Source organism: Pseudomonas sp. GD04015 (assembly GCF_029837675.1).
Taxonomy (GTDB): domain Bacteria; phylum Pseudomonadota; class Gammaproteobacteria; order Pseudomonadales; family Pseudomonadaceae; genus Aquipseudomonas; species Aquipseudomonas paralcaligenes.
On record NZ_JAOEEE010000004.1, the window covers coordinates 126,840 to 148,702 of the forward strand.

Annotated in this window: 22 protein-coding genes and 1 pseudogene; 11 read left to right on the top strand and 12 right to left on the bottom strand. The window is 63.6% G+C overall.

Annotated elements, in window-relative coordinates; genetic code table 11:
- The first annotated feature begins 130 nt into the window (after positions 1-130).
- Complete coding sequence (gene aguB / locus N7640_RS04945) at positions 131-1,012, top strand: N-carbamoylputrescine amidase (RefSeq protein ID WP_279902953.1); 882 nt, start codon at positions 131-133, stop codon at positions 1,010-1,012.
- Between the two features lie 88 nt (positions 1,013-1,100).
- The gene (gene aguA / locus N7640_RS04950) at positions 1,101-2,207 is read left to right on the top strand and encodes an agmatine deiminase (RefSeq protein ID WP_279902954.1); all 1,107 of its coding nucleotides are present in this window, start codon (positions 1,101-1,103) and stop codon (positions 2,205-2,207) included.
- Positions 2,208-2,354: 147 nt separating this feature from the next.
- On the opposite strand, the gene N7640_RS04955 is transcribed toward aguA, so the two are convergent.
- Positions 2,355-3,341 (bottom strand): cytochrome-c peroxidase, encoded by a 987-nt coding sequence (locus tag N7640_RS04955; protein ID WP_279902955.1) that lies wholly within the window; start codon positions 3,339-3,341, stop codon positions 2,355-2,357.
- A 162-nt stretch (positions 3,342-3,503) separates the two neighbouring features.
- Positions 3,504-4,688 (bottom strand): delta-9 fatty acid desaturase DesA, encoded by a 1,185-nt coding sequence (gene desA / locus N7640_RS04960; RefSeq protein ID WP_220812545.1) that lies wholly within the window; start codon positions 4,686-4,688, stop codon positions 3,504-3,506.
- A gap of 165 nt (positions 4,689-4,853) precedes the next feature.
- Here desA and dibA point away from each other — a divergent pair, with 165 nt between their 5' ends.
- Positions 4,854-7,121 carry a phosphodiesterase DibA gene (dibA, locus tag N7640_RS04965; RefSeq protein ID WP_279902957.1) on the top strand — a complete coding sequence of 756 codons (2,268 nt, stop codon included), beginning with the start codon at positions 4,854-4,856 and terminating at the stop codon, positions 7,119-7,121.
- Positions 7,122-7,303: 182 nt separating this feature from the next.
- Here dibA and N7640_RS04970 read toward each other — a convergent pair whose 3' ends face one another.
- The 7 genes from N7640_RS04970 to N7640_RS05000 form a co-directional block, all read right to left on the bottom strand.
- Entirely contained in the window at positions 7,304-7,519 is a 216-nt protein-coding gene (locus N7640_RS04970) for a TOBE domain-containing protein (RefSeq protein WP_220812547.1), read from the bottom strand.
- A 106-nt stretch (positions 7,520-7,625) separates the two neighbouring features.
- The gene (gene ssuB, locus N7640_RS04975; protein ID WP_279902959.1) at positions 7,626-8,426 is read right to left on the bottom strand and encodes an aliphatic sulfonates ABC transporter ATP-binding protein; all 801 of its coding nucleotides are present in this window, start codon (positions 8,424-8,426) and stop codon (positions 7,626-7,628) included.
- Positions 8,423-9,217: an aliphatic sulfonate ABC transporter permease SsuC gene (gene ssuC, locus N7640_RS04980; RefSeq protein ID WP_279902961.1), complete on the bottom strand. Its 795-nt coding sequence runs from the start codon at positions 9,215-9,217 to the stop codon at positions 8,423-8,425. Before ssuC ends, ssuB begins: the two co-directional genes overlap by 4 nt.
- Positions 9,218-9,371: 154 nt before the next feature.
- The gene (gene ssuD, locus N7640_RS04985) at positions 9,372-10,520 is read right to left on the bottom strand and encodes an FMNH2-dependent alkanesulfonate monooxygenase (protein ID WP_279902962.1); all 1,149 of its coding nucleotides are present in this window, start codon (positions 10,518-10,520) and stop codon (positions 9,372-9,374) included.
- Positions 10,521-10,579: 59 nt separating this feature from the next.
- Positions 10,580-11,548 carry a sulfonate ABC transporter substrate-binding protein gene (locus N7640_RS04990; RefSeq protein WP_279902964.1) on the bottom strand — a complete coding sequence of 323 codons (969 nt, stop codon included), beginning with the start codon at positions 11,546-11,548 and terminating at the stop codon, positions 10,580-10,582.
- Positions 11,549-11,720: 172 nt separating this feature from the next.
- Complete coding sequence (gene ssuE, locus N7640_RS04995; RefSeq protein WP_220812552.1) at positions 11,721-12,308, bottom strand: NADPH-dependent FMN reductase; 588 nt, start codon at positions 12,306-12,308, stop codon at positions 11,721-11,723.
- Between the two features lie 10 nt (positions 12,309-12,318).
- The gene (locus N7640_RS05000) at positions 12,319-12,957 is read right to left on the bottom strand and encodes a peroxiredoxin (protein WP_220812553.1); all 639 of its coding nucleotides are present in this window, start codon (positions 12,955-12,957) and stop codon (positions 12,319-12,321) included.
- Positions 12,958-13,160: 203 nt separating this feature from the next.
- Here N7640_RS05000 and N7640_RS05005 point away from each other — a divergent pair, with 203 nt between their 5' ends.
- Positions 13,161-14,153, top strand: a complete 993-nt coding sequence (locus N7640_RS05005) for a sulfate ABC transporter substrate-binding protein (protein ID WP_220812554.1) — start codon at positions 13,161-13,163, stop codon at positions 14,151-14,153.
- 1,412 nt (positions 14,154-15,565) lie between these two features.
- Here N7640_RS05005 and N7640_RS05010 read toward each other — a convergent pair.
- Entirely contained in the window at positions 15,566-15,850 is a 285-nt protein-coding gene (locus N7640_RS05010) for a hypothetical protein (protein WP_279902968.1), read from the bottom strand.
- Between the two features lie 1,075 nt (positions 15,851-16,925).
- On the opposite strand from N7640_RS05010, the gene N7640_RS05015 reads away from it, so the two are divergent.
- Positions 16,926-17,279, top strand: a complete 354-nt coding sequence (locus N7640_RS05015) for a hypothetical protein (protein ID WP_008567186.1) — start codon at positions 16,926-16,928, stop codon at positions 17,277-17,279.
- Between the two features lie 17 nt (positions 17,280-17,296).
- Here N7640_RS05015 and N7640_RS05020 read toward each other — a convergent pair.
- Positions 17,297-17,469 (bottom strand): annotated as a pseudogene (locus N7640_RS05020) (DUF4113 domain-containing protein); the annotation flags it as partial.
- Between the two features lie 48 nt (positions 17,470-17,517).
- On the opposite strand from N7640_RS05020, the gene N7640_RS05025 reads away from it, so the two are divergent.
- Positions 17,518-17,700 carry a hypothetical protein gene (locus tag N7640_RS05025; protein ID WP_008567184.1) on the top strand — a complete coding sequence of 61 codons (183 nt, stop codon included), beginning with the start codon at positions 17,518-17,520 and terminating at the stop codon, positions 17,698-17,700.
- Between the two features lie 142 nt (positions 17,701-17,842).
- Here the strand turns inward: N7640_RS05025 and merR are convergent, their stop codons facing one another.
- Positions 17,843-18,253, bottom strand: coding sequence for an Hg(II)-responsive transcriptional regulator (gene merR, locus N7640_RS05030; RefSeq protein ID WP_008567182.1), 411 nt, complete (start codon positions 18,251-18,253; stop codon positions 17,843-17,845).
- 71 nt (positions 18,254-18,324) lie between these two features.
- Here merR and merT point away from each other — a divergent pair, with 71 nt between their 5' ends.
- Genes merT through N7640_RS05055 form a run of 5 tightly spaced genes read left to right on the top strand, consistent with a single transcriptional unit; the run spans position 18,325 to position 21,561 of the window.
- Positions 18,325-18,675 carry a mercuric ion transporter MerT gene (gene merT, locus N7640_RS05035; RefSeq protein WP_008567181.1) on the top strand — a complete coding sequence of 117 codons (351 nt, stop codon included), beginning with the start codon at positions 18,325-18,327 and terminating at the stop codon, positions 18,673-18,675.
- A 13-nt stretch (positions 18,676-18,688) separates the two neighbouring features.
- Positions 18,689-18,964 (top strand): mercury resistance system periplasmic binding protein MerP, encoded by a 276-nt coding sequence (gene merP / locus N7640_RS05040; protein ID WP_008567180.1) that lies wholly within the window; start codon positions 18,689-18,691, stop codon positions 18,962-18,964.
- A gap of 12 nt (positions 18,965-18,976) precedes the next feature.
- Positions 18,977-19,411, top strand: coding sequence for an organomercurial transporter MerC (merC, locus tag N7640_RS05045; protein ID WP_008567179.1), 435 nt, complete (start codon positions 18,977-18,979; stop codon positions 19,409-19,411).
- Positions 19,412-19,443: 32 nt separating this feature from the next.
- Entirely contained in the window at positions 19,444-21,126 is a 1,683-nt protein-coding gene (gene merA, locus N7640_RS05050) for a mercury(II) reductase (protein WP_008567178.1), read from the top strand.
- An 18-nt stretch (positions 21,127-21,144) separates the two neighbouring features.
- Positions 21,145-21,561: a hypothetical protein gene (locus N7640_RS05055; protein ID WP_008567175.1), complete on the top strand. Its 417-nt coding sequence runs from the start codon at positions 21,145-21,147 to the stop codon at positions 21,559-21,561.
- Positions 21,562-21,863: the final 302 nt, after the last annotated feature.

The window sequence follows — 21,863 nt, forward strand, 5'->3', positions numbered from 1 at the left end:
TACATCTTTCAATACCGATATTTATCGGATATAAATCGGCCATTACGCCCTGGTCGATGCTCGGCCATGGCACTCCGAAAAGGCCGCCGAGAACCCCGGATCGGCCTGCGAACGAGCCAAGAGGTGCTTCATGTCGCGTATCGTTACCGTCGCCGCCACCCAGATGGCCTGCTCCTGGGACAGCGCCGCCAATATCGCCAATGCCGAGAAGCTGGTGCGCCAGGCGGCCGCCAGGGGGGCCCAGATCATCCTGCTGCAGGAACTGTTCGAGACGCCCTACTTCTGCCAGAAGCCGAACCCGGACTACCTGCAGCTGGCGACGCCGACCGATGAGAATCCGGCCATCCTGCATTTCCAGGCCCTCGCCCGGGAGCTGCAGGTGGTACTGCCGATCAGCTTCTTCGAGCGCGCCGGCCGCGCCCGCTTCAACAGCATCGCCATCATCGACGCCGACGGCAGCAACCTCGGCGTGTACCGCAAGAGCCACATCCCGGACGGCCCCGGCTACCACGAGAAGTACTACTTCAACCCAGGCGACAGCGGCTTCCGGGTGTGGGACACCCGCTACGCGAAGATCGGTGTGGGCATCTGCTGGGACCAGTGGTTCCCCGAGGCGGCCCGCAGTATGGCCCTGATGGGCGCCGAGCTGCTGTTCTACCCGACCGCCATCGGCAGCGAGCCGCACGACCCGGCCATCACCTCGCGCGACCACTGGCAGCGCGTGCAGCAGGGCCACGCCGGCGCCAACCTGATGCCGCTGGTGGCCTCCAACCGCATCGGCCGTGAGGAGCAGGACGGCTACGACATCACCTTCTACGGCTCCTCGTTCATCGCCGACCCGTTCGGCGCCAAGGTCGAGGAACTGGGCGAGACCGAGGAAGGCGTGCTGGTGCACAGCTTCGACCTGGACCGCCTCGAACACGTGCGCAGCGCCTGGGGCGTGTTCCGCGACCGCCGGCCGAACCTATACTGGCCGATCTCGACCCTCGACGGCGAAAGCCTGTCCGAGTAACCGTACACAATGGGCAGGGTGCGCCACGCGCACCTTGCCATCCCGATACCTTCGCCGGTGCGCATGGCGCACCCTACGGAGCCAAGCAATGCCCACCCTGACCAGCACCCCACGCGCCGACGGTTTCCGCATGCCCGCCGAGTGGGAACCCCACGACCAGACCTGGATGGTCTGGCCCGAGCGCCCGGACAACTGGCGCCTCGGCGGCAAGCCGGCGCAGGCCGCCTTCACCGCCGTGGCCAAGGCCATCGCCCAGTTCGAGCCGGTGACCGTGTGCGTCTCCGCCGGCCAGTACGAGAACGCCCGCGCGCGCCTCGACGACGCCAACATCCGCCTGCTGGAGATCACCACCGACGACGCCTGGGTGCGCGATACCGGCCCGACCTTCGTCATCGACGACAACGGCCAGGTGCGCGGCGTGGACTGGACCTTCAACGCCTGGGGCGGCTTCGACGGCGGCCTGTACTGGCCGTGGCAGCGCGACGACCAGGTGGCGAGCAAGATCCTCGAGATCGAGCGCCGCGACCGTTACCGCACCGAGGGCTTCGTGCTGGAGGGCGGCTCGATCCACGTCGACGGCGAAGGCACCCTGATCACCACCGAGGAATGCCTGCTCAACAGGAACCGCAACCCGCACCTGAACCGCGAACAGATCGAGGCGGTGCTGGGCGACCATCTGGCCATCGACCGCGTGATCTGGCTGCCGGACGGCCTGTTCAACGACGAGACCGACGGCCACGTCGACAACTTCTGCTGCTACGTGCGCCCGGGCGAGGTGCTGCTGGCCTGGACCGACGACGTCAACGACCCGAACTACCCGCGCTGCCAGGCGGCGATGAAGGTGCTGGAGTCCGCCCGTGACGCCAAGGGCCGCCAGCTGGTGGTGCACAAGATGCCGATCCCCGGCCCGCTGCACGCCAGCGAGGAAGAATGCGCCGGCGTCGACGCCGCCGCCGGCAGCCAGGAGCGCAGCCCGGACGTGCGCCTGGCCGGCTCCTACGTCAACTTCCTGATCGTCAACGGCGGCATCGTCGCGCCGAGCTTCGACGACCCGAAGGACGAGGAGGCCCGCGCCATCCTCCAGCGCGTGTTCCCCGAGCACCAGGTAGTGATGGTGCCGGGCCGCGAGATCCTGCTCGGTGGCGGCAACATCCACTGCATCACCCAGCAGCAGCCGGCACCGCAGCGGCGCTGAGGCCTGGATGAAAGAGGCCCTCTGTGAAGAGGGCCTGGTGGGGGAGCAGGCTTGTGTGGGAGCGGTTGGGCGGCATTCCGATTGGCCGCGAATCTTCGCAGGGCTTAAAAGCTCGCGGACAAGTCCGCTCCCACAGCCTGCGCTGCGCTACCGGAACGGCTTCGGCGGCGGCGTGGCGCCGGTGGACGGCGGCAGGATCGGCAGCGCGAAGCTCGGCTGCTCGCCGGTCAGGGTCTTGAGGAAGGCGGTGACCTTGCCCACCTCGTCGGCGCTCAGCTGGCGACCCAGCTGCAGGCGCGCCATCACGTCCACCGCCTCTTCCAGCTTCCAGTAGGCGCCGTCGTGGAAGTAGGGGTAGGTCAGCTCCACGTTGCGCAAGGTCGGCACCTTGAACTTGAAGCGGTCGGCGTCCTTGCCGGTCAGGCCGGCGACGCCCTCGGCGGGGTTCTGGGTCTGATAGGGCTCGACCAGGCCCATCTTCTGGAACGAGTTGCCGCCCAGCGCCGGGCCGTTGTGGCAGGCCACGCAGCCGATCGACTTGAACAGCTCATAGCCCTCCAGTTCAGCGGCGCTGATCGCGTTGGCGTCGCCCTTGAGCCACTTGTCGAAGCGCGAGTTCGGCGTGACCAGGGTCTTCTCGAACTCGGCGATGGCGTCGGTCACCTCGTCCAGGGTGATCTCGTCGTTCTTGTACACCGCCTTGAACGACTCCCGGTACTGCGGGATGGAGCGCAGCACGTCGAGCGCCAGGATGTGGGTGAAGGCCATCTCCTTCGGGTTGGCGATCGGGCCGGCGGCCTGTTCCTTGAGGTCGGCGGCGCGGCCGTCCCAGAACTGGGCCAGGTTGAGGCTGGAGTTGAGCACAGTGGGCGAGTTGATCGGCCCCTCCTGCCAGTTGTGGCCGATGGAGGTCGGCAGGTTGTCGCTGCCACCCATGGACAGGTTGTGGCACGAGTTGCAGGAAATGAAGCCGGAACGCGACAGGCGCGGGTCGAAGAACAGTTGCTTGCCCAGTTCGACCTTGGCGGCATCGGTGACCTGGGCGGGGGCGATGGGCTCCACCGGTTCCTTGTTGGCCTCGGCGACGGTCGAGCCGAGACAGAGCCCGGCGAACAGCAGGGTAGCGGCGCGCATGATGTTTTATCTCCTCGTTATTAGTGTTGGCACACGGTCTGGATTCACCATGCGCGCGCACGAAGAGCGGGAAGCTGACTCAGGTCAATGCGCTGCCGCCTCGCTTACATCCGGACACAAAAAACCCCACCAGAGGTGGGGTTTTGGCGGCGCGACCGCGAATCAGGCGGTGGTCGGGCGCAGCGAGTAGGTCTTCAACTGCTCGGCGAACTCGCGCAGGGACTGGATGCCGCTGGCCTCGGCCTCGTGTATCCACTGCTTGATCGCTTCGAGCATGTCGTGACCGTTGCTGCTGGTCTTGACCCAGATCTGCTGCAGAGCGATGCGCTTCTCGTAGATCACCTTGAGCGCCTGGCTCTGCGCCAGCAGGTCGGCGATGCGCGCGTGGTGGCGGTCGTCCAGCAGGCTGGTCTCGCGCGACAGCAGGCGCTTGGCGCGGCGGAACAGGTGGCGCACCGACTCGTCGGCCTTGGCCAACTCCTGCTTGACCAGCGGCTTGATCACCAGCTTGCGGTACTGGGCCATGATCTGGAAACGGTTGTTGAGGATGGCCATGGCGGTGTCCATGTCCAGGCTGCGCTTGCCCTCGACCCGGTGGGCGATGGGCGCCACCCGCTGCACCTTGGCCAGGCGCAGGAAGCCGAACAGCTTGATCCAGGCCCAGCCCATGTCGAACTCCCACTTCTTCACCGACAGCTTGGCGCTGTTCGGGTAGGTGTGGTGGTTGTTGTGCAGCTCCTCGCCGCCGATCAGGATGCCCCAGGGCACCAGGTTGGTGGCGGCATCGCGGCACTCGAAGTTGCGGTAGCCCACGGCATGGCCGAGGCCGTTGATCACGCCCGCGGCCCACACCGGAATCCACATCATCTGCACCGCCCAGACGGTCATGCCGAGCACGCCGAACAGGGCCAGGTCGATGATCGCCATGAGGATGATGCCGCCCATGGGGAAGCGGCTGTAGAGGTTGCGCTCGACCCAGTCGTCCGGGCAGTTCTTGCCGTAGATGCGCAGGGTCTCCTCGTTCTTCGCCTCCTCCTGGTACAGCTCGGCGCCCTTGCGCAGCACGGTGCCCAGGCCCTTGATCACCGGGCTGTGGGGGTCGTCGGCGGTTTCGCACTTGGCGTGGTGCTTGCGGTGGATGGCGGTCCACTCGCGGGTGTTCTGGCCGGTGGTCAGCCACAGCCAGAAGCGGAAGAAATGCTTGAGGGCGGGGTGCAGCTCCAGCGCGCGGTGCGCGGAGTAGCGGTGCAGGTAGACGGTAACGCTGACGATGGTGATGTGGGTCATCACCAGGGTGACCGCCACCAGTTGCCACGGCGAAAGATCGAGAAAACCGTTGTACCACATAGAAGGGTATTGCCTCGCGGGGAGAGAGATAGCGGCCGGGCCCTGGCCTTGCGCGCATTATCACCAACGACAGGGAGAAAGCCAGACCATCGTTAGACGAGAATGCACTGGATGCCGACTTATCTATAATGTGCCGCCGTGCACATTTTCGATGCCAAGTCGCCCATGAAATTTCAGCGTACCCCGCTGCAGCTGACCCTGCTCTACCTGCTCTTCGCCACGCTGTGGATTCTCCTCAGCGACTGCCTGTTGCTGTGGCTGGCGCTCGACGGGAAACTGCGCACCGGCCTGGAAGTGCTGAAGGGCCTGGTCTTCGTGCTGATCACCGCTGCGCTGCTGTACTGCGCGCTCAGCCAGTACCAGCAGGAGCAGCGCCGGGTGCAGGCGCGCATCCGGCGCAGCGAGGAACGCCTCGCCCAGGCCCTCGACGCGGCCCAGGAAGGCATGTGGGACTGGGATCTGAAAAGCGCCAAGGTGTTCTTCTCCAAGCGCTACTGCGACATGCTTGGTTACACACCCGAGGAGTTCGGCGACAGCCAGGAGGCCTGGCGGGATCGCCTCCATCCCGACGACCGAGAACCGGCCATCCAGCGCCTGGAGACACTGCTGGTCGACCGCCAGCCCTATTACGAGAACATCGCCCGCCTGCGCCACCGCGACGGCGGCTACCGCTGGCTGCATTCGCGCGGCCAGTTGCTGCTCGACGAGGACGGCCAGCCGCGCCGCTTCATCGGCACCTCCAGCGACATCACCCAGCGCCGCGCCGACGAGGACAGCCTGCGCCAGGCCGCCGCGGTGTTCGACAGCACCCAGGAAGGGGTGCTGGTCACCGACCAGACGCGCAAGATCGTCCACGTCAACCCGGCCTTCTCGCGCATCACCGGCTTCAGCGCCGAGGAAGTGCTGGGCAAGGAGCCCAACCTGTTCAAGTCCGGCCGCCACGACGCGGCCTTCTACCACAACCTGTGGCACGCCCTGGAGCAGCGCGGCTCGTGGAGCGGGGAAATCTGGAACCGGCGCAAGAGCGGCGAGGTGTTCCCCATGTGGCAGTGCATCCGCAGCATCCACGACGAGCGCGGCAAGCTCAGCCACTACGTGGCGGTGTTCTCCGACATCAGCGCGCTGAAACGCTCCCAGCACGAACTGGACTTCCTCGCCCACCACGACCCACTGACCACCCTGCCCAACCGCCTGCTGTTCGGCGAGCGCATCGAGCAGGCACTGCAGCGGGCGCGCCGGGACAAACTGCGCGGCGCCCTGCTGCTGTTCGACCTGGACCACTTCAAGATCGTCAACGAGAGCCTGGGCCACAACATCGGCGACCAGTTGCTCAAGCTGATCGGCGAACGCCTGGCCCAGTGCCTGGCGCCGCAACTGACTCTGGCACGCCTGGGCGGCGACGAGTTCGGCCTGCTCAGCGACGACTGCGCGGGGGCGGAGCAGGCCTCGCTGCTGGCCCAGCACCTGCTGGACGAACTGGCCCAGCCGTTCATGATCGACGGCCAGACCCTGTTCATCAGCGCCAGCATCGGCATCAGCCTGTTCCCCGAGGACGGCGACAGCGTCGAGCAACTGATGCGCAACGCCGACTCCGCGCTGTTCCGGGCCAAGAGCAGCGGACGCCAGACCTTCGCCTTCTACAGCCAGGACATGACCGCCGTCGCCCAGCAGCGCGTGCGCCTGGAATCCGAGCTGCGCGCGGCCCTGGAACAGGGCGACCTGCGCGTCCACTACCAGCCGATCCACCGCCTCGACGACCGCGGCCTGATCGGCGTCGAGGCGCTGGTGCGCTGGGAGCATCCCCAGCGCGGCCTGGTCACGCCGGGCGAGTTCATCCCCATCGCCGAGGACAGCGGGCTGATCGGCGCCATCGACGCCTGGGTGCTGGCGCACGCCTGCAACCAGATGCAGGCCTGGATCAGGGAAGGACGCGGCCTGGAATTCGTCGCGGTGAACGTCTCCAGCCGCCTGTTCGGCCGTGGCGACCTGGCCCAGCAGGTAGCCCAAGTGTTGGCGGACACCGGGCTCGACCCGGCGCACCTCGAACTCGAAGTGACCGAGAGCGCGGTGATGGACAACCCGGAACAGGCGCAGACGGTGCTCGCCCAGCTGCGTGAACTGGGCGTGCGCCTGGCCATCGACGACTTCGGCACCGGCTACTCCTCGCTCGCGCGCCTCAAGCGCCTGCCGGTGCACAAGCTCAAGCTCGACCAGAGCTTCGTCTGCGGCCTGCCGGACGACCATGAGGACGCCGCCATCGCCCGCGCCGTGATCACCCTCGGCCAGAGCCTGGGGCTGCGCGTGCTGGCGGAAGGCATCGAGAAGGAATCCCAGGCCGCGTTCCTGCGTGGCCTGGGCTGCAACCTCGGGCAGGGCTACTGGTTCGGCCGGCCGCAACCGGCCGAACAGCTCATGTCCACCACGAAGCCGTAGGGCGGGTGCAACCCGCGCCCGCGACCTGCGCGCCGCAGAGCCTGTTCACGATCCCCCGTGTACCGGGCACACACACTGTAGGAGCGGCTTTAGCCGCGAAGCTTTACTGCGCCACCGCGGTTCGCGGCTAAAGCCGCTCCTACAACTGCGCCTGCCTCATGCCCGAGGCCATGAACAGGCTCTCAGAGCTTGGCGATCGACACCTCGGTGGACTTCACGAAGGCGATCACTTCGCTGCCCACCTGCAGGTCCAGCTCGCGCACCGAGCGGGTGGTGATCACCGAAGTGACGATGCCCGCGGCGGTCTGCACGTCGATCTCGGACAGCACGTCGCCGATCACGATTTCCTTGATGCTGCCCTTGAACTGGTTGCGTACGTTGATGGCTTTGATGGTCATGGTATTTCTCCTAACGTCGAAATTAGCTACAAGCGGCAAGCTTCGAGCTGCAAGAAAGAGCGGGGCGCTTTCACTTGCGGCTTGTCGCTTGCAGCTTGCCGCTGCTCTAAAGCGCCCAGCGCAATTGCGTGGGCAGGGGTGAAACGGGTTCCGGCTCCGGCGGCATGCCGGGCAGCGCCAGCACGCGGTCGAGCACCTGGGCTTCGAGCGCGCCGAGTCTCGCCGAGCCGCGCTGGCGCGGACGCGGCAGGTCGACGGCCAGGTCCAGGCCGATGCGACCCTCCTCGATCAGGATCACCCGGTCGGCGATGGCTACCGCCTCCGCCACGTCGTGGGTCACCAGCAGCACGGTGAAGCCGTGCTTCTGCCACAGGCGCTCGATCAACTGCTGCATCTCGATGCGGGTCAGCGCGTCCAGGGCGCCGAGCGGCTCGTCCAGCAGCAGCAGGCGCGGCTGGTGGATCAGGGCACGGGCCAGGGCCACACGCTGCTTCTGCCCGCCGGACAGCGCCGCCGGCCACTCGCCCGCGCGGTCGGCCAGGCCGACGGCGGCCAGCGCCTCACGGGCCTTGGGCTTCCAGTCGCCGGACAGGCCCAGGCCGACGTTGTCGATCACCCGCTTCCACGGCAGCAGGCGCGCATCCTGGAACATCAGCCGGGTGTCCTCGCGGGCCGCCGACAGCGGGCCCTTGCCGGCCAGCAGCTGGCCGCCGCTGGGCGCATCGAGGCCGGCCAGCAGGCGCAGCAGGGTGCTCTTGCCGCAGCCGCTGCGGCCGACCACGGCGACGAACTGGCCGGCCGGGATGTGCAGGTCGATGCCCTGCAGCACCTCACGCTCGCCGAACGCCTTGCGGATGCCCTGGATGGCCAGGGGGATGCCCTGGCGGATGTTGTGCAGGGCGGTCATCGCGCACCCGCCTTGGCCTGGTAGGCCGGATGCCAGCGCAGCCAGGCGCGTTCGAGGCCGCGGGCGGCCACGTCGGCCAGCTTGCCGAGCACCGCGTAGAGCAGGATCGCCAGCACCACCACGTCGGTCTGCAGGAACTCGCGGGCGTTCATCGCCAGGTAGCCGATGCCGCTGCTGGCGGAAATGGTCTCGGCGACGATCAGGGTCAGCCACATGAAGCCGAGGGCAAAGCGCACGCCGACCAGGATCGACGGCAGCGCGCCGGGCAGGACCACCTGCCAGAACAGGGCGAAGCCCTTGAGGCCGTAGCTGCGTGCCATCTCCACCAGGGCCGGGTCGACGTTGCGGATGCCGTGGTAGGTGTTCAGGTAGATCGGGAACAGGGTGCCGAGGGCGACCAGGAAGATCTTCGCCGCCTCGTCGATGCCGAACCACAGGATCACCAGCGGGATCAGCGCCAGGTGCGGCACGTTGCGGATCATCTGCACCGAGCTGTCGAGGAAGAGCTCGCCCCAGTTGGACAGGCCAGTGATGAAGCCCAGCAGCAGGCCGAGGCCGCCGCCGATGGCGAAACCGATGGCCGCGCGCTGGCCGCTGATGGCCAGGTGGGTCCAGATCTCGCCGCTCTTGAGCAGCGCCCAGCCGGCTTCGAGCACGGCGCTGGGCGCCGGCAGGATGCGGGTGGACAGCAAGCCGGCCGCCACCGCGCCCTGCCAGATCGCCAGCAGGGCCACGGGCAAGGCCCAGGGCGCCAGGCGGCGACCGATGTTGTGTAGCGTGTGCGTCGACATGGCAACGCTCCTTTTCATGTTCGTCATACGTCAGGCTCGCACCTGGCCGATCTCCCTCACCCCTGACCCATCTCCCAGGGGGAGAGGGGGATTTGGGCGCAGCGCGGGCTGCCCCCTCTCCCTCCGGGAGAGGGTCGGGGTGAGGGGCATGCCTTCAACTCGCCGCAGCCGCCTTGGGCAGGATGTCGCTGGAGATCATCTCGCCGAACGGGCTGACGTAGCCGCGGCTCTGCGGGCGTTCCGGCTGGGCGATATCGAGGTGCGGGAACAGCAGTTCGGCGACCCGGTACGACTCCTCCAGATGCGGGTAACCGGAGAAGATGAAGGTGTCGATACCGAGTTCGGCGTACTCCTTGACCCGCGCGGCCACGGTCGGGCCGTCGCCGACCAGGGCGGTTCCGGCGCCGCCGCGCACCAGGCCGACCCCGGCCCAGAGGTTGGGTGACACTTCCAGGTTGTCCTTGCGGCCGCCGTGCAGGGCGGCCATGCGCTGCTGGCCGACCGAGTCGAAGCGCGCCAGGGAGGCCTGGGCGCGGTCGATGGTGTCCTGGTCCAGATGGCTGATCAGGCGGTCTGCGGCGGCCCAGGCTTCTTCGTTGCTCTCGCGCACGATCACGTGCAGGCGGATGCCGAAGCGCACTTCGCGGCCCAGCTTGGCGGCCTTCTCGCGCACGGCGGCGATCTTCTCGGCCACCGCGGCCGGTGGCTCGCCCCAGGTCAGGTACAGCTCGACCTGCTCGGCGGCCAGGTCCTGGGCGGCCTCGGAGGAACCACCGAAGTACAGCGGCGGGCGCGGCTGCTGGATCGGCGGGTAGAGCAGCTTGGCGCCCTTCACCTGGAGGTGCTTGCCTTCGTAGTCGACGCTCTCGCCCTCCAGCACGCGGCGCCAGATGCGGGTGAATTCGACGGAGGCCTCGTAGCGCTCCTCGTGGGACAGGTGCAGGCCGTCGCCGGCCAGTTCGTCCGGGTCGCCGCCGGTGACCAGATTGAACAGCGCGCGTCCGTTGGACAGGCGGTCCAGGGTCGCCGCCTGGCGCGCGGCCACGGTGGGCGAGATGATCCCCGGGCGCAGCGCGACCAGGAACTTCAGGTTCTGCGTCACCGGGATCAGCGAGGCGGCCACCAGCCAGGAGTCCTCGCAGGAGCGTCCGGTGGGGATCAGCACGCCGCCGTAGCCGAGACGGTCGGCGGCCTGGGCGATCTGGGTGAGGTAGCCATGGTCGACGGCGCGGGCGCCTTCGGCGGTACCGAGGTATTTGCCGTCGCCATGGGTGGGCAGGAACCAGAAGATGTTGAGGCTCATGGAGTGGTCTCCTAGATGGATTCGGTGTCGCCGCGGCCCGGCGGGCCGCGGCGTGGGGCTTACTGCTGGGCGACCTTGGCGGACGCCGGCGGATTCCAGATCACGTCCTGGATGACCAGCTTCTTCGGAATCAGCTTGAGGTCGGTGAAGGTGTCGGCGATCTTCTGCTGGGCGACCACCACCTCCGGGCCGATCAGCCTGGCGCCGTAGCCCTGGCGCTTGACAGCGCTGTAGGTGATCTCGCGCGACAGGCCGAGCAGCGGCGCGACCTGGTCGGTGGCTTCGTCCAGGTTGCCCTGCACCCACTCGCCGACGCCGCGGATCTCGTCGATCAGCACGCCGATCACCTGCGGGTTCTTCTCGGCATAGGGGCGGGTGGCCAGGTAGAACTGGTGGTTGTCGACCAGGCCGGTGCCGTCGCGCAGGGTGCGGGCCTGCAGCTGGTGTTCGGCGGCGGACTGGAAGGGGTCCCAGATCACCCAGGCGTCGACGCTGCCGCGCTCGAAGGCGGCGCGGGCGTCGGCCGGCGGCAGGTACACGGGCTGGATGTCAGCGTACTTGAGGCCGGCGTCTTCCAAGGCGCGCACCAGCAGGTAGTGCACGTTGGAACCCTTGTTCAGGGCGACCTTCTTGCCCTTCAGCTCGGCGACCGATTTGATCGGCGAGTCCTTCGGCACCAGGATCGCCTCGCCGGTCGGGGCGGGCGGCTCGTGGGCCACGTAGAGCAGGTCGGCGCCGGCGGCCTGGGCGAACACCGGCGGGGTCTCGCCGGTGACGCCGAAGTCCACCGAGCCGACGTTGAGCCCTTCGAGCAGCTGCGGGCCGCCCGGGAACTCGGTCCACTTCACCTCGACGCCCTGCTCGGCCAGGCGCTTCTCCAGCGTGCCCTTGGCCTTGAGCAGCACCAGGGTGCCGTATTTCTGGTAGCCGATCCGCAGGGTCTCGGCTTGTGCTTGAGTGATGGCGCCGAAGGAGATGGCCGCGGCAAACAGGGCGACCAGGCTCCGACGCAAAGTAATGGTGCGCATGGCGCTCTCCCTTTGCTGTGGTTTTTCTAGGTTGGCTACCTGCTTGCCCGTTGGCGGGCGAGTAAGGCGGGATAATCAGCGGCAAGCTACAAGCCTCAAGCGGCAAGCGGACGTGCCCGCTCTTGCTCTGGCCTTTACTTGCAGCGTGTAGCTTGAAGCTCGTAGCTGCTCTTCAAATGCTCCAGCGGGCGTTCACCAGCCGGTCGTTCAACAATTGCGGGTCGATCGGTTTCGGCCGGCGGGCCAGGGCGGCGAGGAACTGCTCCAGCGCATCGTTCAGGCGCAGCTCCAGGTCCGGCACCAGCCGCACGCACTCTTCCAAGTACTGGATCTGGCTGTCGTCGGCGAACACGCCGTGCAGCACTTCCTGGGCCTTGAGCGCGGCCAGCACCGGCTTCAGCGCGTAGTCCACCGCCAGCATGTGGGCGGGGCTGCCGCCGCTGGCGATGGGCAGCGCCACCTTGTGCTGCAGGGCGCGCTCGGGGAGCACGTCCAGCAGCGTCTTCAGCGCCCCGGAGAACGAGGCCTTGTACACCGGCGTCGCCACCAGCAGGCCATCGGCCAGGGAGACCTGTTCGATGAAGTGACGGATCTGCGGGCTGGCGAAGTTGGCGTACAGCAGGTCTTCCGCCGGAAAGTCGCGGACCTGGTAGGAAACCACCTCCACGCCACGCAACTCCAGGCGGCGCCGGGCATAGTCGAGAAGACCGTTGGAACGGGACTTCTGGCTCGGGCTGCCGCCCAGTGAAACTACCAGCATGATGACTTCCTTAACGGTTCGGCTGCGGCGTCAGGCGCAAGTACGGCTTCACCGCGCGGTAGCCCTTCGGGAAGCGGCGGGCGATCTCTTCCTCGTCCTTCAGCGAGGGCACGATCACCACCTCGTCACCGTCCTGCCAGTTGGCCGGGGTGGCGACCTTGTGGTTGTCGGTGAGCTGCAGCGAGTCGATCACCCGCAGGATCTCGTTGAAGTTGCGCCCGGTGCTGGCCGGGTAGGTGATGATCAGGCGCACCTTCTTGTTCGGGTCGATAATGAACAGCGAGCGCACGGTGAGGGTGTCGTTGGCGTTCGGGTGGATCAGGTCGTACAGGCCGGATACCTTGCGGTCGGCGTCGGCCAGGATCGGGAAGTTGACCAGGGTGTTCTGGGTCTCGTTGATGTCGTCGATCCAGCGCAGGTGCGAATCCACCGGGTCCACGGAGAGGGCGATGGCCTTCACCCCGCGCTGGGCGAACTCGTCCTTCAGCTTGGCGGTGAAGCCCAGCTCGGTTGTGCACACCGGGGTGAAGTCGGCGGGGTGGGAAAACAGCACGCCCCAGCTGTCGCCCAGCCAGTCGTGGAAACGGATGCGACCCTCGCTGGAGTCCTGCTCGAAGTCGGGGGCGATGTCGCCCAGGCGGATGCTCATGGTGGTGTTCCTTCAGGTTCGTTGCGTGGGGCTCACTATGCGCAGGAACGAAAAGGAAGAAAAAGAATAAATAATGATTTATTTATTCCATTTTAAGATATGCATTTCATGCATAAACGCATAAGCATCTAATCAATTATTCTTTCAATGAATAAGCAGCAGCCCATATAGTCAGCACCGCTCTTCCATTCCAAGGACGTCCGATGAAACGCCTACTGCCTCTCTCCCTGCTGGCCGCCAGCTTCGCCTTTGCCGCCTCCGCCCAGGCGGCGAACCTGCTCAACGTCTCCTACGACGTGATGCGCGACTTCTACAAGGACTACAACGCCGCCTTCCAGAAGCACTGGCAGGCCGAGGGCGGCAAGCCGCTGACCATCCAGATGTCCCACGGCGGCTCCAGCAAGCAGGCCCGCGCCGTGATCGACGGTCTGCCGGCCGACGTGATCACCATGAACATGGCCACCGACATCAACGCGCTGGCCGACAACGGCGGCCTGGTGCCCCAGGACTGGGCCGCGCGCCTGCCCGACAACAGCGCGCCCTTCACCTCCGCTACCGTGTTCATCGTGCGCAAGGGCAACCCCAAGGCCCTGAACGACTGGCCGGACCTGCTCAAGGACGGCGTGCAGGTGGTGGTGCCCAACCCCAAGACCTCGGGCAACGGCCGCTACACCTACCTCTCCGCCTGGGGCTACGTGCTGCAGAATGGCGGTGACGAGAACAAGGCCAAGGACTTCGTCGGCAAACTGTTCAAGCAGGCGCCGGTGCTGGACACCGGCGGCCGCGCCGCCACCACCACCTTCATCCAGAACCAGATCGGCGACGTGCTGGTGACCTTCGAGAACGAGGCCGAGATGATCGCCCGCGAATTCGGCCGCGGCGGCTTCGAAGTGGTCTACCCGACCGTGTCCGCCCAGGCCGAGCCGCCGGTGACGGTGGTCGACAAGGTGGTCGATCGCAAGGGCACCCGTGCCGAAGCCGAGGCGTACCTGAAATACCTGTGGTCCGAAGAGGGCCAGCGCATCGCCGCCAACAACTACCTGCGCCCGCGCAACGAGAAAATCCTCGCCGAGTTCTCCGACCGCTTCCCGAAGGTCACTTTCCTCAATGTGAACGAAACCTTCGGCGACTGGCCGAGCATCCAGAAGACCCACTTCAACGATGGTGGCGTGTTCGACCAGATCTACGCGCAGTGACGCCAGACCGGTGACATAAAGGGCAGGGAGGTGATGCGAAGGGCAGGGATGCCCGGGGAACGCAGCCCGGAGCGACGAGGCTCCGGGCTGCAGCAACGGATCAGTTGACGGCGTCTTTCAATAACCATTGAGAAATATCGTTTCAAATAAATGAAACACAGCTATCTCAACCAAATCAGGTCGGCATTGATAATCCCAGTGATCACGTCGAGAATTCGTTTCATTTTGATGGAAAATCGCTGGTCCATTCGTGCATAAACACGACTCAAGTGGCTCTGCCCGGCACACCAAACTTTCCTCCATGCTTCCTTACCCTGCCCCCAATGACAGCTATTGCAAAACTTGTATCCACCAGAATCCTTGTCGCCCACGATCACCCCGCGCTGCGCTCACATATTCGAAACTGCCTCGAGACATTGGGCTACGACGTAACAGAGGTAGAAAGCTGCAAGCAAGCCGCTAACGCTATCAATACATGCAAATTCTCGGTGATGGTTATTAACTGTGACACCCCAGACTTTATATCAGAAGCGCCTTTGACCATCAGGCAATCCACTATAAATAAAGACACCCCATGCATTCTGTTAGCGAAAGTTAATTCTCTGACAAATCATAAGAAGGACTTCGACCCGAAGATAGATGACTACATACTTAAACCATTTAAAAATGAGGACCTCGCAAGACGAATCGATGCCGTTTTAAATCCAATGCATTACGAACCAACAAGGCCTATAGGCAGCATGACCATGTGCAGCATAAGAGGCACCGTCACTATTAGCGGATTAACGTCGAAACTACCGAAAAGACAACAGCAGGTACTCTCAACGCTGGCCAAGCATGCACCCCGAGTAGTCGCTCTAGAGCTAATAACTGATGCGATCGGACTTCACCAAAAATGCAAATCCAGCACCGACATCGCTATCCAGTCTACTATTTTTCTACTACGCAAGAGATTGCGAAATATTAACAGTGACGTCCAAATCAAAACCGTTCGAGGATGTGGGTACAGGATCCAAATCTCACAGACCAAATCTACGAAATGAGGGATTCCTCAAGTCTGGATCAAACACGCACTAAAAACTCAAATATCAATGAGAAATATCCATTGAAAGTTTTCAGCTGAAATGGGTCTTAGCCTATAGGGCTTTTCCATGGAGACGCTGCATGCCCCACCTGGAAGTCGCCTGACTTGATCTGTCGCCGACTAGGTGCCGGCATCGCAAGAAACGTTTAAATGCTTCATTTAAGTGAGTATAACTACAAGAATCGCAAGCGACTTCAATTATCTACAATGAATCCGCGAAGAAATTTGCAAATATTCTGCGAGCAATCCCAGCAGCCCCTTGCAGCCCCCACTCAAGTCATAAGATTTTGACTTCTCTGATTAATCTCGCAGAAGACCTCCAGCCGAGTCATAGGCGAGCATTAATCCAATCCCAAACTTGCCTGTCCAACCAGCCCTGATGGTTGTTATGAGAAACCTGAGACACAAAAATGCGATCGTTTGCATCCAGCTTGGTACGAAGGTCAGCCTCCACCTCACCAACCGAGCGAGCACTGCTAACCCAGCGCACCGACTCTAGACCAGAATCTTTCGTATTGTCATAGCGCTCAAGGTGCTTAATGAACTCACGGCGCGCAGTGTCATAGTTGCTGCGCTCCTTATTCAGGTTCCAAGTAACAACGTATACTGCCATATCCACCACCTTATCTTGATTTGCTAACGATTAATTAAGCCAAAACTTTAATCAAGGACGCACACCATATTACTCGCAAACACTGACTAAACAGCTCCTTGGCGTAGCTGGTGCGAATGCCCCTACGACCTACTCACGAACGCTTAACTCGAGTTTCTAGCCTAAACCACGTTTAGCCTTGCTCGAACGAATGATCCGATCTCATCAATTGCACGCGTAGCCTCTGGTATCACGTCGCCCATGATTTGCCAGACATGCCACATTCCATTCCATACATCTAGCTGAACATCGACCCCTGCGGCGCTTGCCCTCGCGGCAAGTGTCTGAGAGTCGCTTAGAAGAACCTCTAAGTCGCCCACTTGAATCAGTAACGGTGGGAACCCTGTGAAGTCTGCATTGATTGGGGATAGCTCGGGCAATGCTGGATCAACGTTCCCAGCATAAAGAGCGGCACAACCCTTTAGACCCTCCAAAGAGGGGAAAAAAGGATCGCGACCGAAGCGGGTGACCATACTCTCTCCGCTCAGTTGCAGGTCCGTCCAAGGAGACATGCACACCAGCGCAGCAGGCATCTCCCCTCGTAGCCGAAGCCGTTGGCAGGTTGCCAAAGCCAAGCCACCTCCCGCCGAATCACCTACCAGAACAATACGTGATGGATGAATCTTCTTCACATTGCGAAGCCATTCCCACGCGCCAAGTGCGTCCTCCAAACCGCTGGGATACGGATGCTCTGGTGCTAGGCGATAGTCCAATAGCAGCGAAGGAATGCCACAGGATCTTGAAATCCGAGCTGCTAGAGCGCGATGGGTATTGCACGACCCCATAACGTAACCTCCCCCATGCAGGTAGAGAATGACGGCATCAGAGACTTCGTTTCTTGGCTGTAGCCACTCAGCCGGCCGTCCAGCGACTTCTATCGCACGCACTGTCACATCGAACGGTACTGAATGACGCTGAGTAAGGCGCTCCATGCCTTCTCGACCTTGTTCGAGGCTGACAGAGCCAGCCCGCCGCATCCGGCGCTTTAAAAGAAATCGAACGATCCTCCGGACGCTCCAGACAGAAGACCTCGGAGATGCTCGATAAGGTCATCGACGGCATCCTTTCAACAAACGGAAAGCTGTCCATTTCTGGCGTAGCGAAAGCGGCAGGGGTCACTCCAGGTCTCATCCACAACACCTACCCAGCCGTGGCTGAACGCATTCGTGGTCTGATGGGGAAATCAGTCCGAGCACAGCGCGATTCGAAGCACCAAGCATTGTTGAAGGAGAGGGAGCTGAACAGAGCATTGCGCGCGGAGAACGCACAGCTAAGCCAGGATCTGGCTCGACTGGCCTCAGTGAATCAGACCCTGATTCTCGAACTAGCTCAACTGAAGGGCGTAGCCACTGGTAAGGTGGTTCTTCTGAGCAGTAAGCCGGCTTCCTAGCAGCGCTGGGGTGTGCCTCACCTCACTGTCCAGAGCTGATCTAACCGTGTGGTATAGCTTGGGCCGAGCATTTCCCGACACATCCCCAGTCAGGAGTCACCGGCACCCCGCCCAGGCGGAGCGTGCCTCGACCCCACTTGGAATTGATCCGATCCATCACCTGCATGACCTTCTCAGAGGCGACGGGCTGTACGGCGGCGATCACGATGTCACGAGAGCGACCGAGCAGATTGTCTCCATGCGCGACAAGGCTGACGCAATCCTAGTGGCGGAAACCGTCAAGAAGATTGAACAACTGGGCGCCACGGCGGCAGGCCGTGGCGAAGCGAAGCGCAGCCCGGCTGTCCGCCTGCAAGGTAGATATGTGCTACTCGACCAGATGCAACGTGGGCCCGCCCCACTGATGCACAAGGGCAAATAGCAGTACCAACCTAGGGCCTTTGCAAGTGCTCCTTTGCCCAGTCAGCGGCGCTCAATGAGCGCCGCTCTTTCCACCTTCAGACCGACAAACAGAGAGCCCTGACAAACGGGAAATCGTGGGCTAACGCGCGAAGTGCGGGCGGTCACTTGCTCGCTTGCAGCGAAACGATCAGCGGACAGCTCACTGTCCCTTGGCTCGCGCAACAGTCATCAACCAGCTGCGCCAAGACCGACTCGATCCGCTGAAGATCCGCGAGTTTCTCACGCACATCCTCAAGCTTCTGCTCGGCGAGCACACGCGCTTCGTCGCAGTGCGCGCCGTCGTCCAGTCGCAACAGTCCGGCCACTTCATCAAGGCTAAAGCCCAGCCGTTGCGCGGACTTCACGAATCTCACCCGTGCGACATCCGCCTCGCCATAGCGGCGAATGCTGCCGTAGGGCTTGTCCGGTTCGGGTAACAGCCCCTTGCGTTGATAGAACCGAATGGTTTCCACGTTAACCCCGGCTGCCTTGGCAAAGGCGCCGATGGTCAGGCTTTCCACCGCGTTGTGCATGCCGCTTGACCCCGTACCTAACTACGGAAATAACCTTAACCCATCGATCAACCACTCGGAAGGATGAACGTATGTCTGAATCGCGAAATGGGCGCGGTGCACTCCTCACTGGAGGTCTGGCGGCAATCCTCGCGTCCACGTGCTGCCTGGGGCCGCTGGTGCTGATCGCCTTGGGCTTCAGCGGTGCCTGGATCGGCAGCCTCACCGTTCTGGAACCTTACCGCCCGTTCTTCATTGGCGCGGCACTGGTTGCGCTGTTCTTCGCTTACCGGCGCATTTTCCGCCCGGCTCAAGTCTGCATACCCGGTGAGGTCTGCGCTGATCCCCAGGTAAGCACCATCTACAAGCTCGTTTTTTGGGTCGTGACGGCCTTGGTGCTGGTCGCGCTCGCTTTCCCCTACATCCTCCCCTTGTTCTACTAATCAGGAGTTGGTCATGAAAAAGCTGCTTGCCGCTCTCGCCCTCATTGCCGTGGTTTCCCCAGTGTGGGCCGCCTCCCAAATCATCACCCTGTCGGTGCCGGGCATGACCTGCGCCGCTTGCCCAATCACGGTGAAGAAAGCGCTGACCAAGGTCGAGGGCGTGACCAAGGCCGAGGTGAGTTATGAGAAGCGCGAAGCCATCGTCACCTTCGACGATGCCAAGACCAGTGCGCAGGCGCTGACCAAGGCGACAGAGGACGCCGGCTACCCGTCCAGCGTCAAGCAATAGGCGGGCATTCCGATGGCAAATTCTTTCAATCTGTTCACACGGATCGGTGACAAAGCCGGTTCCGTCGGCGTGCTGGTTTCCGCCATAGGTTGCGCCTCGTGCTTTCCCGCCCTTGCCAGCCTGGGCGCCACGATCGGACTGGGCTTTTTGAGCCAATGGGAAGGCCTGTTCATCACCACGCTGTTGCCGTTGTTTGCCGGCGTGGCTCTGCTCGTCAATGCCCTCGGCTGGTTCAGTCACCGGCAGTGGCGACGCGCTGCGCCTGGCCTGATCGGCCCGGCCCTGGTGCTGGTAGCGGTGTTTTTGATGCTGGCTCACGGCTGGCGGAGCGGCTGGCTGCTCTATATCGGCCTGGCCGTCATGTTTGGGGTGTCCATCTGGGACTTCGTGTCGCCCGCGCACCGCCGTTGCTCCCCGGCGTCCTGTCCGACGCCGCCAAACCAGTGAACCTGACAAGAGACGATTCAATGAGTAACGTTATGACCGAACTGAAAATCATTGGCATGACCTGCGCATCCTGTGTCGTGCATGTGAAAGAGGCCTTGGAGAAGATTCCGGGCGTGCATCGGGCGGATGTTTCCTACGCCAGTGGGAGGGCCGAATTGAAGGTCGACGAGGCCGTAAGCCGTGAACAAATGCAGGCCGCCGTCGAGGCCCTGGGGTATCGAGCGGCGTTCGAAGACATCACGCTACCTACCCGTCCCGGCCTGCTCGATAAGGCACGGGGCTGGCTGAGCGGTGGCACTGACGCCGGGAAAGAGGGTGACAGGCTTCACGTGGCGGTTATCGGCAGTGGTGGCGCCGCCATGGCGGCCGCGCTCAAGGCGGTAGAAAGGGGGGCCCGCGTCACCCTGATCGAGCGCGGCATCATCGGCGGCACCTGCGTCAACGTCGGCTGCGTGCCCTCCAAGATCATGATTCGCGCCGCGCACGTGGCCCATCTGCGCCGCGAAAGTCCGTTTGATGGCGGACTGCCCGCCACGCCGCCGCTTGTCTTGCGCGAACGGTTGCTCGCCCAGCAACAGGGTCGTGTCGACGAACTGCGCCACGCCAAGTACGAAGGCATTCTGGAAAGCACCCCAGCCATCACCGTGCTGCGTGGCTCCGCCCGCTTCCAGGACAGCCACACGCTCAGTGTGGAACTGGTCGAGGGGGGCGAGCGCATCGTGACCTTCGACCGCTGCCTGATTGCCACCGGCGCCAGTGCGGCCGTGCCGCCGATTCCCGGACTGCAAGATACCCCCTTTTGGAACTCGGAAAAGGCGCTGGCAAGCAGCAGTATTCCGCAACGGCTCGCCGTGATCGGCTCATCCGTGGTGGCCTTGGAGCTGGCGCAAGCCTTTGCCCGGCTGGGTAGCCGCGTCACCATCCTGGCGCGCAACTCGCTGTTCTTCCGTGAAGATCCGGCCATCGGCGCAGCGCTGACGGCGGCCTTCCGCCTGGAGGGCATCGAAGTGCTGGAACAGACGCAAGCCAGCCAGGTGGCCCATGCCAACGGCGAGTTCGTGCTGACCACCAAGCACGGTGAAGTGCGGGTCGACCAACTGCTCGTCGCCACCGGACGCACGCCCAACACCCACGGCCTGAACCTGGAAGCGGCCGGCGTGCAGCTGGATGAACGCGGTGCCATCCAGATCGACCAGGGCATGCGCAGCAGCAAAGCGGATATTTATGCGGCCGGCGACTGCACCAACCAGCCGCAGTTCGTCTATGTCGCGGCGGCGGCCGGCAATCGCGCGGCGATCAACATGACCGGCGGCGAGGCAATGCTCAATCTCGACACCATGCCGGCCGTGGTGTTCACCGATCCGCAGGTGGCCACCGTCGGCTTCAGCGAAGCGGAAGCGCACCAAGCCGGCCTCGAAACCGACAGCCGCACCTTGACCCTGGACAACGTGCCGCGCGCTCTGGCGAACTTTGACACACGGGGGTTCATCAAGCTGGTCGCCGAAACGGGCTCGGGCCGACTGCTGGGCGTGCAGGCAGTGACCCCGGAAGCGGGCGAGCTGATTCAGACGGCCGCCCTCGCCATCCGCGCCCGGATGACGGTGCAGGAACTAGCCGACCAATTGTTCCCCTACCTGACCATGGTCGAGGGCCTGAAGCTCGCGGCGCAAACCTTCAGTAAGGACGTGAAGCAATTGTCCTGCTGCGCCGGGTAAAGAATGCGAGGTGCAAACATGAACATTAAGACTAATGAACTCGGCAGGGGTGACAGCCTGCGCCAGACATGGCAGGTGATCAGCTTCTGGGGGCTGCCTGCCGTTGTCGCGACGCTAACCATTCTTCTGGCAGATCGACACCCCACGCTATTCCTGGCCGCAAGCGCCGCGCTGGCGGTGATGGGTGGCGCCTGCCTGGTCAATGCCGCACGCTGCCGCCGACTTCACTGCTACCTCACGGCGCCGTACTTCCTGTTGCTCGCGCTCGGCGGGCTGCTGGCTTATGGCTTCGACCCGCATGGCGAGCAGTTCTCCAGACTGTGGCTATTGCTGGCACTGGGGGCGGCACCCTTGCTCATCTGGCTGCCCGAGCGCCTGGCCGGCCGAAAGTACCTTGGCGCTCCAGGGTGCGGAGAAGGCCGGGAGTGTCGGTGATGTAGGCCCTCTCAGCAGCCCTGATTGGCCGGGAACGCTTCGGTCTCCGTAATAGTGCTGCGAGCCAAGGACGTTATGCGAGGACTCCGTGTGCTTTTCGGTTTCGCCTGCTCTTCCGAACAACCGAACGACTCCAGCCGACAACAGATGTGCACGCTCATGAAGTTCATTCAAAGTTTTTTGGGGCCTCGCGGCCCCAGGGACACGACATTCGAGGCGGGCAGCTAGTTGGCCGCATGGGGGTGGGTCGGACTGAAAAGCCCTGATTTAGGCTGCGAAGGACGAAAAATTGTTAGCGTAAC

Bases quoted from the DNA above. Each gene is read 5' to 3' on its own strand.
- ssuE (WP_220812552.1), bottom strand. From the start codon at position 12,308: ATGCTGGTAGTTTCACTGGGCGGCAGCCCGAGCCAGAAGTCCCGTTCC.
- N7640_RS05055 (WP_008567175.1), top strand. From the start codon at position 21,145: ATGAACATTAAGACTAATGAACTCGGCAGGGGTGACAGCCTGCGCCAG.
- N7640_RS04970 (WP_220812547.1), bottom strand. From the start codon at position 7,519: ATGACCATCAAAGCCATCAACGTACGCAACCAGTTCAAGGGCAGCATC.
- N7640_RS05015 (WP_008567186.1), top strand. From the start codon at position 16,926: ATGCTCGATAAGGTCATCGACGGCATCCTTTCAACAAACGGAAAGCTG.
- desA (WP_220812545.1), bottom strand. From the start codon at position 4,688: ATGTGGTACAACGGTTTTCTCGATCTTTCGCCGTGGCAACTGGTGGCG.
- N7640_RS05000 (WP_220812553.1), bottom strand. From the start codon at position 12,957: ATGAGCATCCGCCTGGGCGACATCGCCCCCGACTTCGAGCAGGACTCC.
- ssuB (WP_279902959.1), bottom strand. From the start codon at position 8,426: ATGACCGCCCTGCACAACATCCGCCAGGGCATCCCCCTGGCCATCCAG.
- aguA (WP_279902954.1), top strand. From the start codon at position 1,101: ATGCCCACCCTGACCAGCACCCCACGCGCCGACGGTTTCCGCATGCCC.
- ssuD (WP_279902962.1), bottom strand. From the start codon at position 10,520: ATGAGCCTCAACATCTTCTGGTTCCTGCCCACCCATGGCGACGGCAAA.
- N7640_RS04955 (WP_279902955.1), bottom strand. From the start codon at position 3,341: ATGCGCGCCGCTACCCTGCTGTTCGCCGGGCTCTGTCTCGGCTCGACC.
- N7640_RS05005 (WP_220812554.1), top strand. From the start codon at position 13,161: ATGAAACGCCTACTGCCTCTCTCCCTGCTGGCCGCCAGCTTCGCCTTT.
- aguB (WP_279902953.1), top strand. From the start codon at position 131: ATGTCGCGTATCGTTACCGTCGCCGCCACCCAGATGGCCTGCTCCTGG.
- merT (WP_008567181.1), top strand. From the start codon at position 18,325: ATGTCTGAATCGCGAAATGGGCGCGGTGCACTCCTCACTGGAGGTCTG.
- N7640_RS04990 (WP_279902964.1), bottom strand. From the start codon at position 11,548: ATGCGCACCATTACTTTGCGTCGGAGCCTGGTCGCCCTGTTTGCCGCG.
- N7640_RS05010 (WP_279902968.1), bottom strand. From the start codon at position 15,850: ATGGCAGTATACGTTGTTACTTGGAACCTGAATAAGGAGCGCAGCAAC.
- merP (WP_008567180.1), top strand. From the start codon at position 18,689: ATGAAAAAGCTGCTTGCCGCTCTCGCCCTCATTGCCGTGGTTTCCCCA.
- dibA (WP_279902957.1), top strand. From the start codon at position 4,854: ATGAAATTTCAGCGTACCCCGCTGCAGCTGACCCTGCTCTACCTGCTC.
- ssuC (WP_279902961.1), bottom strand. From the start codon at position 9,217: ATGTCGACGCACACGCTACACAACATCGGTCGCCGCCTGGCGCCCTGG.
- merC (WP_008567179.1), top strand. From the start codon at position 18,977: ATGGCAAATTCTTTCAATCTGTTCACACGGATCGGTGACAAAGCCGGT.
- merA (WP_008567178.1), top strand. From the start codon at position 19,444: ATGACCGAACTGAAAATCATTGGCATGACCTGCGCATCCTGTGTCGTG.
- merR (WP_008567182.1), bottom strand. From the start codon at position 18,253: ATGCACAACGCGGTGGAAAGCCTGACCATCGGCGCCTTTGCCAAGGCA.
- N7640_RS05025 (WP_008567184.1), top strand. From the start codon at position 17,518: ATGCGCGACAAGGCTGACGCAATCCTAGTGGCGGAAACCGTCAAGAAG.